At 72.4% G+C, this 13,028-nt stretch carries 12 protein-coding genes; 9 read left to right on the forward strand and 3 right to left on the reverse strand.

What is annotated here, in order from left to right:
• Both OG390_RS06015 and OG390_RS06020 read right to left on the reverse strand, forming a co-directional pair.
• Positions 1-1,125 (reverse strand): spermidine/putrescine ABC transporter substrate-binding protein, encoded by a 1,125-nt coding sequence (locus tag OG390_RS06015; RefSeq protein WP_406165589.1) that lies wholly within the window; start codon positions 1,123-1,125, stop codon positions 1-3.
• Between the two features lie 187 nt (positions 1,126-1,312).
• A complete protein-coding gene (locus OG390_RS06020; protein WP_406165591.1) occupies positions 1,313-2,497 on the reverse strand; it encodes an aromatic ring-hydroxylating dioxygenase subunit alpha in 1,185 nt (394 codons plus the stop codon).
• Positions 2,498-3,047: 550 nt separating this feature from the next.
• Here OG390_RS06020 and OG390_RS06025 point away from each other — a divergent pair.
• The 9 genes from OG390_RS06025 to OG390_RS06065 all read left to right on the forward strand — a co-directional run bounded on the left by OG390_RS06025 (position 3,048) and on the right by OG390_RS06065 (position 11,405).
• The gene (locus tag OG390_RS06025; RefSeq protein ID WP_406165593.1) at positions 3,048-3,461 is read left to right on the forward strand and encodes a hypothetical protein; all 414 of its coding nucleotides are present in this window, start codon (positions 3,048-3,050) and stop codon (positions 3,459-3,461) included.
• Positions 3,458-4,690, forward strand: coding sequence for an NADH-ubiquinone oxidoreductase-F iron-sulfur binding region domain-containing protein (locus tag OG390_RS06030; RefSeq protein WP_406165595.1), 1,233 nt, complete (start codon positions 3,458-3,460; stop codon positions 4,688-4,690). The genes OG390_RS06025 and OG390_RS06030 overlap by 4 nt, the downstream gene beginning before the upstream one ends.
• Before the next feature lie 56 nt (positions 4,691-4,746).
• Positions 4,747-4,938 carry a ferredoxin gene (locus tag OG390_RS06035; protein ID WP_406165597.1) on the forward strand — a complete coding sequence of 64 codons (192 nt, stop codon included), beginning with the start codon at positions 4,747-4,749 and terminating at the stop codon, positions 4,936-4,938.
• Between the two features lies 1 nt (position 4,939).
• Positions 4,940-6,994 (forward strand): acetate--CoA ligase family protein, encoded by a 2,055-nt coding sequence (locus tag OG390_RS06040; RefSeq protein WP_406165598.1) that lies wholly within the window; start codon positions 4,940-4,942, stop codon positions 6,992-6,994.
• Positions 6,995-7,036: 42 nt separating this feature from the next.
• The gene (locus OG390_RS06045; protein WP_406165599.1) at positions 7,037-8,209 is read left to right on the forward strand and encodes an acyl-CoA dehydrogenase family protein; all 1,173 of its coding nucleotides are present in this window, start codon (positions 7,037-7,039) and stop codon (positions 8,207-8,209) included.
• Positions 8,210-8,250: 41 nt separating this feature from the next.
• Positions 8,251-9,426, forward strand: a complete 1,176-nt coding sequence (locus OG390_RS06050) for an acyl-CoA dehydrogenase family protein (RefSeq protein WP_406165600.1) — start codon at positions 8,251-8,253, stop codon at positions 9,424-9,426.
• A gap of 92 nt (positions 9,427-9,518) precedes the next feature.
• Positions 9,519-10,421, forward strand: coding sequence for a 3-hydroxybutyryl-CoA dehydrogenase (locus OG390_RS06055; protein ID WP_406165602.1), 903 nt, complete (start codon positions 9,519-9,521; stop codon positions 10,419-10,421).
• 45 nt (positions 10,422-10,466) lie between these two features.
• Positions 10,467-11,078: a TetR/AcrR family transcriptional regulator gene (locus OG390_RS06060; protein ID WP_406165604.1), complete on the forward strand. Its 612-nt coding sequence runs from the start codon at positions 10,467-10,469 to the stop codon at positions 11,076-11,078.
• Between the two features lie 15 nt (positions 11,079-11,093).
• Positions 11,094-11,405, forward strand: coding sequence for a hypothetical protein (locus tag OG390_RS06065; RefSeq protein ID WP_406165605.1), 312 nt, complete (start codon positions 11,094-11,096; stop codon positions 11,403-11,405).
• A gap of 169 nt (positions 11,406-11,574) precedes the next feature.
• On the opposite strand, the gene OG390_RS06070 is transcribed toward OG390_RS06065, so the two are convergent.
• On the reverse strand, positions 11,575-12,906 hold the full coding sequence (locus tag OG390_RS06070) for a cytochrome P450 (RefSeq protein WP_406165607.1): 1,332 nt from the start codon (positions 12,904-12,906) through the stop codon (positions 11,575-11,577).
• Positions 12,907-13,028: the final 122 nt, after the last annotated feature.

Below are 13,028 nucleotides of genomic sequence, written 5' to 3' on the forward strand. Positions count from 1 at the left end.
TCAGCCCGCCTTCACATGGGTCCAGGCGGTGTCGCGGGCGTCCTCCGCGGCGCGGCTGCCGTTGCGGAAGAACAGGTCCGCCTTCAGGTCGTCCTCGGTCACGATGCACTCGGGGAAGGGTTCCACCAGGGCGGCGTACACCTTCTCGGAGCCGGCCACCGGCATCGGGTAGCCGATGTACTCGATGTTCTTCTTCACGTTCTCCGGGCGGAGCATGTAGTCGATGAAGAGCATCGCGGTGCCGGGGTGGGGTGCGTTCCACGGGACGGCGTAGCAGTCGGAGTTGATGGGCGTGCCCTCCTTCGGAGCCTGGAAGCCGAAGACGGAGGGGTCCTTGGCCTGATTGAGCATGGCGGCCATGTCGCCGCTCCAGGCCTGGGTCATCACCGCGTTGCCGTTGAGGAGGTTGTTGTAGCTGTCGCTGGAGAAGCCGCGCAGCCGCGGCCGCAGGCTCCCCAGCAGCTCGGTGACGCGGTTCAGGTCGCCGGTGTCGCCGGTGCTGACGTCCAGACCGAGTTCGAGGGCGCCCATGCCGAGCACCTCGTCCCGGTCGTCCAGCAGGAAGACCCTGCCCCTGGCCCTGTCGTTCCACAGGTCCTTCCAGGACCCGGTCAGGTCGCCGATCCGGTCGCGGCGCCAGCCGATGCCGGTCTTGTAGGCGGTGAAGGGGACGGTGTGCGCGGAGCCGGGGTCGTACCAGGGGTCGGCGAAGTAGGTGTGCTTGCCGAACACGGCCTGGGAGTTGGTGAGTTGAGAGTGGTCGATCCGGCGCAGCCGGCCCCCGCGGGCCAGGCGCTGGGCCCACTTGGCGGTGGGGAAGATGACGTCGTAGCGGTTGCCGGCGTTGAGCTTGGCGACCATGCCTTCCATCGAGTCGAAGTTCGACTGGATGACCCTGACGCCGTACTCCTTCTCGAAGCCCTTGAAGACCGAAGGGTCCACGAAGTCGGCCCAGTTGAAGTAGACGAGGTCGCCGTCGACGCGGGCCCCGACCGGGGCCAGGTCCTTCTCGTCGGGGGTTTTGGCGGGCATGAACCCGCAGCCGCCGACCGCGGCGCCGAGCAGTCCGCAGGCGCCTGCCCGCAGTACGGCACGCCGGGACGGTGGAGGTACCTCGGGGGACATGGAACGTCCTCTCCATCGAGGAACGGCACAACTCCAGGGCGGGACCGGCTGGTCGGCTCACGGAGGCCCTGACTCCGTAGTGAAGACCGGTCTGGGGAGGGTGCGAACGTGCGTCAGCGGGGGCCGGGTAAGCCCGACGGGAGGAGCGCGACGCGCAGGTGCGGCCCGGCCGCCGGCCGGCGGGGCGTCACCGGCTCTCCCCCTCCAGGTCGCCCCGGACCCGACGCGCGAACCAGCCGACGGCGGCCTCGCGGCGCGAGAGCGGGCCCGGCTCGAACCCGGGCGTGGACAGGCCGGCCTGTACGCGCTCGACCAGTTCCGCGTCCTCGTCGTTGGTGACCCAGCCGATGTGGATGTTCAATCGCCGGGCCAGCCTGGTGCGCACGCTCTCCCCGTGTCGGGTGTAGAAGGCACCGGGGATCGCCGCCCGGTCCTGGGCGGTGGGAAGGGCGGTCCACGCGAGCACGTGGTCAGGGTAGAAGTCGATGAGTGTGTTGGGGTAGATCACGGCGTAGCGCCACACCCGCCGGTCGGCCTCGGTCAGTCCCGGCATCGGAGTGGCCAGCCGCTGGTAAAGCCGCTCGGTCCAGTTCGAGGAGGGCTTGTCGCGCAGGGGCGACTCGAAGAGTACGTAGTCGTCCTGGATGTCGACCGTGTACGCCTGGTAGTCGAGCAGGCGCATGAGCGCGGGGTGGGCCACGGGGACGTGGTAGCCCTCGAGGTAGTTGTCGACGATCACCTTCCAGTTGGCGTGCTGCTCCTCGCCGCCCGCGGTGTCGTGGATGCGGTGCCTGCCGATGGGTACGAGGTCGGCTCCGGCGTAGTGGCCGACGGACTCGGCGAGGCCGGAGCAGCTCTCGGCGAGCGGCACCGCGTCGAGGTCGAGGTTGACGAAGACGAAGCCGAGGAAGGACTCGACCTTCACCGGGTGGAGCCCGAGGCGGGGCTTGTCCAGACATGGGATCCGACGGGCCTCGGGGGCACCGACCAGGCGTCCGTCCAGTTTGTAGGTCCAGCCGTGGTAGGGGCAGCGGATCGCTTTGCCCGAAGGTTCCGGGGCGGTGACCAGGCGGGTGCCGCGGTGGCGGCAGACGTTGAGGTGGGCGGCGAGCGTCCCGTCCTCGGTGCGGACGACCAGGACCTCCCGGCCGGCCGCGGTGGCGGCGAGGCGGGCTCCGGGTCCGGGGAGGTCGGACTCGTGGCAGACGAGCTGCCAGGACTTGGCGAAGATCCGCTCGGTCTCGGCCGCGGCGACGGCCGGATCCGTGTAATAGCGCGCGAGCAGCGCTTCCCCGGGGTGATCCGAGGGCAGGGCCGGCCGTCCCGGCGGAGCCGGGGAGGCGGCGGGTGCCCGAGTGGTCGAGGACTGCATGGGTTCCTCCTCCGCGCCGCGGCGGCGGCGATGGGCGGTGAGGCTACGCGGGGATCGGGGGCCGATGCGGCTCCGGCGCTGCGCGATCCCGACTGACTAATTGGTTAGTCAGATTGGAACCGGTGCAGGTCAATGTCAAGACTTGTGGGCTGACTAATTAGTTAGTTAGTCTCGCTGCAGGCGGACCGCCACGGGCTCGCACCGCACCGACCGGACCGCCGTCCGCACCGCAGGCTCGCGGACCAAGGACCGGTACGGCTCGGGCAACGCCGCCCGTACGGGCCCGTGCAACGCGGACCGTACGGGCCTGGGCAACGCGGACCGTACGGGCCTGGGCACCCGCGATCCGCACTCCACGGGCGCCCCGGACTCCGCACGCTTCCGCGCGACCGGATCCCGCCCACCCACGTAGACGCGATGCGCAGCCCCCTCGGCCGGTGCCTCGCACGGCTCCCCGCCCGCTCCTCCAGGGCGCCGGAGCATCCCCCGTCCACGCCATCGCTGCGCCCCCGTTCCATGCGACCGGAACGGTCAGACCCCGGAGGCACGCATGAGCGCTTACCGCAGTCTGGTCTGGCTCGGCCTCACCCCCGAGCCCGAACGCGAGCTGCCCGCCGCGGTGGCCGCCCTGCGCGCCCCCACGCCGGGCCGCACACCGCCGGCTCTCGTCACCGCCGAGCGCCACCGCGTGGAACGGCTCGTCCTGCGGGGCACCCAGCGCGGCTGGCTGCACTACCTCGGCGAGGTCACCGCGCTGGTCGTCGACGCCGCCGAAGGACCCGGGACCACCGACCCGACCGCGGCGCTCGTGGCCGGCGAGGTCGTCCTGGACCACCACCGCATGCTCATCGGCCTGCCCGGCCCCGGGTACGAACGCGCCGCTCCGCAGCGCCGGGCCCTGGAGCGCGCGGTGGCGCACCTGAAGAACCGTTCCTGCCACGGCGAACCCGGGAGCACCGCATGACCGGCATCGTTTCGCTCGTCCCCGACGGACAGCCCGGCCTGCTCATCGCCCCACCCGGCGGGGAAGAACTCGCCCCCTACCTCGCGGCCGGCGGCTATGCGCCCGTGCCCGCGCCCGGCGCGTTGCTCGCGCGGTTGGCGGCGACGGAACTGCGCGGCCGGGGTGGCGCCGGCTTCCCCGCCGCCGTCAAGCTCCGCGCCGTCCGCGACGCCCCCGGCCGGCCCGTCGTCGTCGCCAACGGCGAGGAGGGCGAACCGGGCTCCGTCAAGGACCGCTGGCTGCTGCGGCACCGCCCCCACCTGGTGCTGGACGGCGTACGGCTGGCGGCGGCGATGACCGACGCGGGACGCGGCTGCGTCTATGTCTCCGACGTCCGCGCCGAGCAGGCCGTCCGCCGGGCCCTCACCGAACGGCCACCCGACCTCCGCGTCGACGTCGTGCGCACCGAGCACACCTACGTGGCAGGGGAAGAGACCGCGGTCGTACGCCGAATCGACGGCGGGCCGGCGCTGCCCGCGGCCAAACCGCCGCGCCCCTTCGAGAGCGGGGTGGGAGGCGCTCCCACCCTGGTCGCCAACGTGGAGACCCTGGCCCGCATCGCCGTAGTGCACTCCCGGCCCGACACCGCGGCCGCGATCGCCCGTACGTACCTGGTCACCCTCTCGGGGACGGCGGGCGAGCCCGCGCTGGTCGAGGCGCCCGCGGGCACGTATCTGAAGACCCTCGCCGACCTGTGCGGTCACGGCAGGGCCGAGGCGGTCCTGCTGGGCGGGCTGTTCGGCGGGCTGCACGGGGCGGGCTGGACGGACCTCCGGCTCGACCACGACGGGCTGGCCGCGGCGGGCGGAGCGCTCGGCTGCGGTGCCCTGCACTTCCTGCACCCTGAGGACTGCCCGGTGGCCGTGGCCGCCGAAGCGGCCGGGTACCTCGCGGCGCAGAGCGCCCGGCAGTGCGGGGTGTGCGTCGCCGGCACCGGGGCGCTGGCCGGGACGCTCGCGGCGGTGGCGCGCGGTGAGGCCGGCGACGACGACACCGCCAAGCTGCTGCGCTGGTCGAGGCAGCTGCCCGGCCGCGGTGCCTGCGGACTCCTCGACGCCACGGCGCGCATCGCCGCCACCCTCCTCGCGCATTTCCCGGACCGGGTCGAGGGCCACCGGGACACCGCCTGCCCCGCCTGCTGCGACGCGGTGCCGCACGACGGACGCCGCTTCGCGGTGGCCGTCCCCTGACCCCCCTGTGAAATCCGCACCCACACCCGTCACCGGGTCGCCGAAAGGACCACGTCATGAAACTCCTGCTGGATTCCACCCGCTGCCAGGGCTACGGCCTGTGCCAGGAACCCGCGCCCGAGCTCGTCGACCTCGACGAGTGGGGCTACGCCCGGCTGCAGGGGACCACAGTCCCCGAAGGCGACGCCGAGGCGGCCACAGCGGCCGTCGCCGCCTGCCCCAACTCCGCTCTGCGGCTGGTGAAGTGACATGGGACGCGACCTGTCGGCGCTCTTCGACCCCATCTCCGTGGCGGTCGTGGGCGCGAGCGACGATCCCGCCAAGTACGGCCACGCCATCGCCGCCCAGGCCGTCCGCGCGAACGGCCGCCGCCCCGTCCACCTGGTCAACCGCCGCGGCGGCACGGTGCTCGGGCGCACCGCCGCCCCCAGCCTGCGGGCGATCGGCGAGCCCGTCGACCTGGCGGTCGTCTCGGTGCCCGCCGCCGGCTTCGAGGCAGCGGTCGAAGAAGCCCTGGACTGCGGGGCCCGGGCGATCGTCGCCATCACCGCCGGGTTCGCGGAGACCGGAGCCGCCGGACGGGCGCGCCAACGCGCCGTCGCGGAGCGCGTCCGCGCCGCCGGCGCCGTCATGGTCGGCCCCAACTGCCTGGGCCTCGCGGACAACACGACCGACCTCTTCCTGGCCTCGGACACCTTCACGCCCGGCGGCGTGGCCCTGCTCAGCCAGAGCGGAAACCTCGCCCTCGAACTCCAGCTCCGGTTCCGCCCGCACGGCCTCGGCTTCTCCCGCTTCGTCTCACTCGGCAACCAGGCCGACGTCACCCTCGTCGACCTGCTCGCCGACTGCGCTCGGCACGAGGGCAGTCGGGCCATCGCGGTGTACGCCGAGGACTTCGCCGACGGACGCGCCTTCGCCGAAGCGGCCTCGGTCGCCGGGAAGCCCGTGGTCCTGCTCACCGCCGGACGCGGCGACGCCTCGGCACGCAGCGCCCAGTCGCACACCGGCGCACTGACCACGTCGGCCGACATCGTCGCCGCCGCGTGCCGGGACGCCGGGGTCGAACTCGTCGCCACACCCCGCGAACTCACCGTCGTCCTGGCCTCCTTGGCGGGCGGACGCCGGGCCGCCGGCCGCCGGGTCGCCGTGCTCACCGACGGTGGCGGCCACGGAGTCATCGCCGCGGACGCCGTCGAGGCGGCCGGGCTGGCCGTGCCCGAACTCGAGCCGCCGACCCGGCGGCGCGTCCGGGAGGCGCTGTGGGAGCAGTCGGCCGTCGGCAACCCGGTGGACCTGGCCGGCATGGGCGAGCAGGATCCCGGCTCGTACGCCGCGACCGTCGCCGCGCTGCTGGCCGCCGAGGAGACCGACGCCGTACTGATGACCGGCTACTTCGGTGGCTACGCGGCAGCGGAGGACGGGCTCGGCGGGGGCGGTGCCACGCTGGCGGACGGGGAGCAGGAGGCCGCCCGTCTCATCGCCGCCCACCACCGGGCCACCGCCAAGCCCCTGGTGGTCCAGTCGATGTACCCGCACTCCCCCAGCTGTCGCACCCTCGTCTCGGCCGGCATCCCCGTCTTCGGCGCGACCGAGGACGCGGCCCGCGCACTCGCGGCGACGGCGCCGGCCGCCTACGGCATCGGTCTCACGCCCCTCCCCCGCACCGCCGGACCGCTGCGGGAGACCGGCTACCTCGAGACCCGCCGGGCGCTCGAAGCCGCCGGGCTCCCCTTCCCCGCCGCGCGGGAAGTCCGCGACGAAGCCGAACTGCTGGCGGTCACACGTGAGTTCGCCGGCCCCTATGTGCTCAAGGCCCTGCACCTGCTGCACAAGTCGGACGCCGGGGGTGTGGCGCTGGGCCTGGCCGACCCCGACGAACTGCTCGCCGCCTTCCGCGCGATGAACGCACGGCTGGGCGCGCCGTCCTACTCGGTGGAGGCCATGGCGGATCTGTCCGACGGAGTCGAGCTGATCGTCGGCGTCGACCGCGACCCGCGGTTCGGGCCGGTCGCCATGGTGGGCCTGGGCGGCGTACTGGCCGAGCCGCTGCGCGACGTCACGTTCACCCTGGCACCCGTGCCGGCCGACCGCGCCCTGCGGCTGCTGCGGGATCTGCGCACCGCCGCCCTGCTGGACGGCGTACGCGGCCGGCCGGCCGTCGACGTGACCGCGGCCGCCAGAGCGATCGAGACCGTCACCGCGTTCGCGGCCGCCCACCCCGAGATCGCCGAGCTCGAGGTCAACCCGCTGCTCGTACGGCCCACCGGAGTCCTGGCGCTGGACTCCCGCGCCGTACTGGCCTGACACCGCGCCCCACCCGCCGTCCCCGTACCGAAGAGGTCACCCATGGACATGCGCTACACCCCCGAACAGGCCGACCTGAAGCGGCGCGCGGCCGACTACGCCCGGCTGCTGATGCGTTACGAGGATCAAGCCGAGGAGGCCGGCGGCCCCCTCCCGCAGCAGACCGTCGCCGAACTGACACGTGCCGCGATGGACGCGGGCGTCTACGCCATCAACATGCCCGCCGAGTGGGGCGGCGCCGGGCTCAGTCTGCTCGACCAGGTCATCGTCGAGGAGGAGTTCGGCAAGGTCACCAACTGCCTGTGGGACATCCCCTGGCGGCCCGCCAACGTCCTGGCCCAGGGCGACGAGCGCCAGCGTGAGAAGTACCTGCTGCCCATCATCCGCGGCGAGAGGTTCGACGCGTTCGCCGTCACCGAGCCCGGCGCCGGGTCCGACCCCGCCTCCGGTACGTCGACCGCCACTCGGACCGACGGCGGCTGGCTGCTCCACGGCGAGAAGTGGTTCGTCACCTGCGGCGACATCGCCGACTTCCTGCTCGTCCAGGCGGACGCCGGGCCCGAGCGGCTGCCCACGCTGTTCTTCGTCGACAAATCCGCCCCGGGCGTGGTGATGACACGGGTGCCCCGTTTCATGCACTCCGCGGTCAACGGGCACCCCGAGTTCACCTTCACCGATGTCTTCGTCGCCGACGAGGACGTGCTCGGCGGCGTGGGCAACGGCTACGAGCTGACCAAGGAATGGTTCACCGACGAGCGCCTCATGATCGCGGCCCGCACGGTCGGCGCTGCCGAGCGCGCCCTGCAGCTCGCCCGCGACTGGGCCGTGGAACGCGAACAGTTCGGCGCCCCCATCGCCTCCTACCAGCTGATCCAGGGCATGCTCACCGACTGCGCCGTGGACATCGCGGTCAACCGCGCCTACACCCACCAGGTCGCGTGGGAGGCCGACCAGCCGCACACCGATCGCAAGACCCTGCATGCCAAGGCCTCCACCGCCAAGCTCGCCGCCAGCGAGGCGGCCGGCCGGGTCGCCGACCGCTGTCTGCAGATCTTCGGCGGTCGCGGCTACGACCGCACCTACCCCGTCGAGCGCATGTATCGCGAACTGCGCGTCGACCGGATATGGGAGGGCACCTCCGAGATCCAGCGGCTGATCATCGCCAACGAGCTCGTCAAGCGCGGCACCCGCGCCCTGGCGCTGCCGACCCCGTAACCCCCGCTCCATCCACACAACGCCGAGCAGCGAGGACTTCCATGGACTTCCGCCTCACCCCGCGCCAGGTCCGGCTCAAGGCCGACGCGCGTGCCCTCACCGACTTCATCACCGCCTACGAGCTCCCGTGCGAGGAGGGCAACGGCCTGCCCGAGAGCGCGCACGCCAAGATCCGCGACGCGGTGCTCGACGCCGGGTTGCAGGCCGTCAACATGCCCGCCGAGTGGGGCGGCGCCGGCCTCACCATCGCCGAACAGGTCACCGTGCAGGAGGAGTTGGGACGGCTCACCGGCGCCCTGTGGGACATGGTCTGGCGGCCTGCCAACGCGCTGCGCCGCTGCACGCCCGAGCAGCGCGAGCGCTTCCTGATCCCGGTGATCAGGGGCGAGCGCCGGGACTGCTACGCGGTGACCGAGCCGGGCGCCGGCTCCGACCCGCGGAACCTGGCCACCACGGCGACGAAGAACGACCGAGGCTGGGTCCTCAACGGCGAGAAGTGGTTCGTGACCGTCGGCGACCACGCCGACTTCATGATCGTCCTCGCCGCGGCGGGACCGGACCGTGCGCCGACGCTGTTCCTCGTCGACAAGGACACCCCCGGCATCGAGATGACCCGCATACCGCGCTTCATGCACACCTTCGTCTACGAGCACCCCGAGTTCACCTTCAACGATGTGCAGGTCGGCGAGGACGCCGTACTCGGCGGCATCGGCGAGGGCCACGACATCACGCGCTCATGGTTCACCGAGGAGCGTCTGATGATCGCGGCGCGCACCACCGGGGCGGCGGAGCGGGCCCTGGAACTGTCCCGGGACTGGGCCGTGGAACGCGAACAGTTCGGCGCCCCCATCGCCGCCTACCAGCTGATCCAGGGCATGCTCGCCGACTGCGCCGTGGACATCGCGGTCAACCGCGCCTACACCCACCAGGTGGCCTGGGAGGTCGACCAGTCCTCGCCCGACGACCGCAAGACCCTGCACGCCAAGGCCTCCATCGCCAAGCTCGCCGCCAGCGAGGCCTCGGGCCGGGTGATCGACCGCTGTCTCCAGATCCACGGCGGCCGGGGCTACGACCGTTCGTACGCCGTGGAGCGGCTCTACCGCGAGCTGCGGGTGGACCGCATCTGGGAGGGCACCTCCGAGATCCAGCGGCTGATCATCGCCAACGAGCTCGTCAAGCGGGGGTCGGGAGTCCTGGACCTGCCTGTCGCCCAGTGACGCTGCCGGGGCCCGCGCGGCCCCGGCCCAGCCCGTCTCGCAGCAGGCCACTGCGGGCGGCGCGGACGGATCGAAGACGGAAGGGAGAACCGATGGGCGCCATCGAGCGACTCGGAGTCGTGGGCTGCGGTCTCATGGGCGCGGGCATCGCCGAGGTCGGCGCGCGGGCCGGAGTGCCGGTGACGGTCGTGGAGCGCGACGTGGCGGCGGTGGAGGCGGGGCGCGGGCGCATCGTCCGCTCGCTGGACCGGGCCGTCGCGCACGGCAGGCTCACCGCCGAACGACGTGCGGCGGCCCTGGGCCTGATCACGGTGGTCGACGAGATCGAGGCGCTGCACGACCGTGACCTGGTCGTCGAGGCCGTCGCGGAGGACGTGCGGGTCAAACTCGACCTGTTCGGCCGGCTGGACCGCGTGGTCACCGCGCCGGACGCCATCCTCGCCACGAACACCTCCTCGATCCCGGTCATCCGGCTGGCCGCCGCGACCGCGCGGCCCGGCCAGGTCGTCGGCGTGCACTTCTTCAACCCCGTTCCGGTGCTGCGGCTGGTCGAGGTCGTCCCGTCATTGCTGACATCGGCCGACACCACCGCACGCGCCGCCGACTTCGTCGTCGGTGTGCTCGGCAAGGAGGTCGTGCATGCCCAGGACCGGGCCGGCTTCGTCGTGAACGCGCTGCTCGTGCCCTATCTGCTGGCCGCCGTCCGCATGGTGGAGTCGGGCGTCGCGAGCGTGGAGGACATCGACCGCGGCATGGTCCTGGGCTGCGCCCACCCGCTCGGCCCGCTCGCCCTGACCGATCTGATCGGCCTGGACACCACGCGGGCCATCGCAGAGTCGCTGTATGCCGAGTTCAAGGAACCGCTGTACTCCCCGCCGCCCCTGCTGTCCCGCATGGTGGAGGCCGGCCTGCTCGGCCGGAAGTCCGGCCGGGGTTTCCACCCGTACCCGGAACGGGCACCGGGTGAGGCGGCGGCACGGGTGACCCGGCCATGAGAGAAAATGGTGGTCGTACGGCCGCCGGACGAGGGGAGTCGCAGGGTGTCAACCAAGGTGCGCACGGCAGACACGCGCGAGCGCATCCTGACCGCCGCGTGCGAGGTCATCGCGGAGACCGGTTTCGAGAAAATCCGGATGCGGATGGTCGCCGAGCGGGCCGGGGTGTCGACGGCGCTGCTGCACTACCACTTCGACACACGCGAGAAGCTCTTCACCGAGGCGATGACCCACTCCTTCGCCAACACGGCCGTCGACGTGGAGCGCGACGCCGAGTCCGTTCCGGCCGCCGTCACCCTCGCCCGCATTCTCCGCAGTCTGCTGCCGACGGACCCCCAGCTGCACCAGGACTGGCGGCTGTGGCAGGAGCTGTGGGTACGAGCGCTGCGCGACGAGAGGACACGACGGTTCGCGGTGGACCTGTACGCCCAACTCCACGCGTGGGTGGCCGACGCGGTGCGGCGCGGTATCGCGTCCGGCGAGTTCACCCCGACCGACGTGGACGAACTCAGTACGCTCCTCCTCTCCCTGAGCGACGGCTACGGCATCCGGCTGATGCTCCGCGACCCCACCGTCACCCTGGAGACGGCCCTCACGGCCATCTGGCGCCACTGCTCCGCCGCGCTGGGCCTGCCCGACACGATCCCGGAGGCCTGAACTCGCGCGGGGGGCATGATCTGCGACAGGGGGATCAGTTCGCCCTCGATGGGCGACGACGCCGCCGACATCTACTGGCAGCTTCATCCCGCCCGTAAGGTCAAGTCGGGGCTCGCCGCCGCCCTGCACGGCGGTGCGCTCATCAACCGGCAGGCGTGGAAGTTCCAGGGCTGCCTCCAGGGCTACAACGGCGGCCCACTCCGTCAGCCCGCGCAGCGGATCCACGACGCCCAGATGAACTCCCTGCGCAAGGGTCTGATCGACGCCGGACTCGAACCGAGCATGGATCCGATCCGCGAGTTCTTCATCGGCCGCAATCCGGCCTGAGGCGCCGGCGGTCCCGGCGGCGGGTGACGGCTCGTCCGCCGGTGGTGCCGAAGGAAGCGGTGCTCGGTCTTTTCGGCCGTGCGTCCGCGGCCCTGACGGGTCGTGCACGGGAAGCCCGCCGGGCGTACACGCGAGGCCGACCGGGCGGCTAGGCCCCAGGGTGGCACCTTCAGGCGAGTGGCGGGTCCAAGGTTGCGCGGGTGGGGCCGTCGGGGCGGACGGTGATGCCGTACACCGCCTTCGCGGGGGTGGAGTGGAAGGCCAGGGTGTGGACCGGCAGCAGGTGTTCGAGCAGGACGGTCGATTCGCGGAGCGCGAATTGCAGACCGAGGCAGGCACGGGGACCGATGCCGAAGGGGAAGTAGGCGCCCGGGTGGGCAGGTCGGCCGTCCGGGGCGATGAAGCGCCGGGGGTCGAAGTGCTCCGGGTCCGGCCACAGTTCGGGATCGCGGTGGGTGAGGTACGGGCAGACCAGGATGTCGGTGCCCGCCTCGACGGCATAGCCGGCGAGGTTGTCGTCCCCGGCGGCGTGGCGGGGCAGGATCCAGGCGGACGGGTAGAGCCGGAGCGTCTCGTGGACCAGGGCCTGGATGGCCTGGCGGCGTTGCGGTGAGCCCTCGCAGCCGGCGACGAGAGCTTGTTCGCGGGCGGCGGGGTACTGGTCGAGGAGCAGGTAGAGCCAGGTCAGGGTGGTGGCGGTGGTCTCGTGCCCGGCCACGAGCAGAGTGACCAGCTCGTCGCGGATCAGCCGGTCGGTGTACTCGGGGCGCTCGGTGGCGGCGTCGATCAGGACGTGCAGCAGGCCCGGGCCGTCGGGGCCGGCCGCCCCGCTGCGGGCGGCGTCGATGGCGCGCCGGGCGACCGCATCGATCCGGGCGAGATCGGCGGCGACGGCGTCCTGCGCGTCGGTGACATCAGCGGGCAGAGTCGGAAGGGCAGTCGCCACGGCGGCCACGGCTGCCAGTTCGCGCTCGGTTTCGTCATCGAGGGGGCGCCCGGTGAGAGAGCGCCAGATGGCGTCCAGGGCGAAGCGGCGCGTCTCCTGCCCGACATCGATGCTCTGCCCGGTACGGACGTACTCGCGCCAGCGCCCTGCGGTGGTCCGGGCAGCCTCGGTGATCCGCTGTTCGTAGCGGCGCATTCCCGTACCGGTGAACTGGGACTGCAACAAGCGGCGTTGCCGCTTCCAGGCCGCACCGGTGGCGGCGAGGACGCCGTCGCCGATCAGCACACGGGCGCGATGGGAGCGCTTGACGTACCGCTCCGGGTGCCGGGCGAGTACGTGCTGGACGGCCTGTGGGTCGGTGACAAGAACGGTGGGCGCCGGCCCGAGGCGGAACGCGGCGATGCCGCCGAGCCGTTCGTGCACCTGGGACAGCAGCTCGACCAGTTCGCCTCCCCCCGAACGCCAGCTCTCCACGAGTCCAGGCTCGGCTTCGGGGACCGGCCGCCCCGTTCCGGGAACGTACAGAAGGGAGCCGGGACTGGCTTCGATGTCCATGTGCTTCTCCTGGTCAACCGCTGGGCTCGGCCGTGGCGGAGCATCGGCAGCACGGACTGTACGGGAGAAGGAACACCCAGTGGCAGGCCGCCTCGGCGCGACCACAACAGGCCTCCGAACAA

Origin of the sequence: Streptomyces sp. NBC_00996, assembly GCF_045162675.1 — a bacterium.
In the GTDB taxonomy this organism is placed as follows: Bacteria; Actinomycetota; Actinomycetes; order Streptomycetales; family Streptomycetaceae; genus Streptomyces.

What these genes read in the sequence shown, in the direction of transcription:
- OG390_RS06055 (WP_406165602.1), top strand. Translation starts at nt 9,519, where the DNA reads ATGGGCGCCATCGAGCGACTCGGAGTCGTGGGCTGCGGTCTCATGGGC.
- OG390_RS06065 (WP_406165605.1), top strand. Translation starts at nt 11,094, where the DNA reads ATGATCTGCGACAGGGGGATCAGTTCGCCCTCGATGGGCGACGACGCC.
- OG390_RS06040 (WP_406165598.1), top strand. Translation starts at nt 4,940, where the DNA reads ATGGGACGCGACCTGTCGGCGCTCTTCGACCCCATCTCCGTGGCGGTC.
- OG390_RS06025 (WP_406165593.1), top strand. Translation starts at nt 3,048, where the DNA reads ATGAGCGCTTACCGCAGTCTGGTCTGGCTCGGCCTCACCCCCGAGCCC.
- OG390_RS06050 (WP_406165600.1), top strand. Translation starts at nt 8,251, where the DNA reads ATGGACTTCCGCCTCACCCCGCGCCAGGTCCGGCTCAAGGCCGACGCG.
- OG390_RS06020 (WP_406165591.1), bottom strand. Translation starts at nt 2,497, where the DNA reads ATGCAGTCCTCGACCACTCGGGCACCCGCCGCCTCCCCGGCTCCGCCG.
- OG390_RS06035 (WP_406165597.1), top strand. Translation starts at nt 4,747, where the DNA reads ATGAAACTCCTGCTGGATTCCACCCGCTGCCAGGGCTACGGCCTGTGC.
- OG390_RS06070 (WP_406165607.1), bottom strand. Translation starts at nt 12,906, where the DNA reads ATGGACATCGAAGCCAGTCCCGGCTCCCTTCTGTACGTTCCCGGAACG.
- OG390_RS06030 (WP_406165595.1), top strand. Translation starts at nt 3,458, where the DNA reads ATGACCGGCATCGTTTCGCTCGTCCCCGACGGACAGCCCGGCCTGCTC.
- OG390_RS06015 (WP_406165589.1), bottom strand. Translation starts at nt 1,125, where the DNA reads ATGTCCCCCGAGGTACCTCCACCGTCCCGGCGTGCCGTACTGCGGGCA.
- OG390_RS06045 (WP_406165599.1), top strand. Translation starts at nt 7,037, where the DNA reads ATGGACATGCGCTACACCCCCGAACAGGCCGACCTGAAGCGGCGCGCG.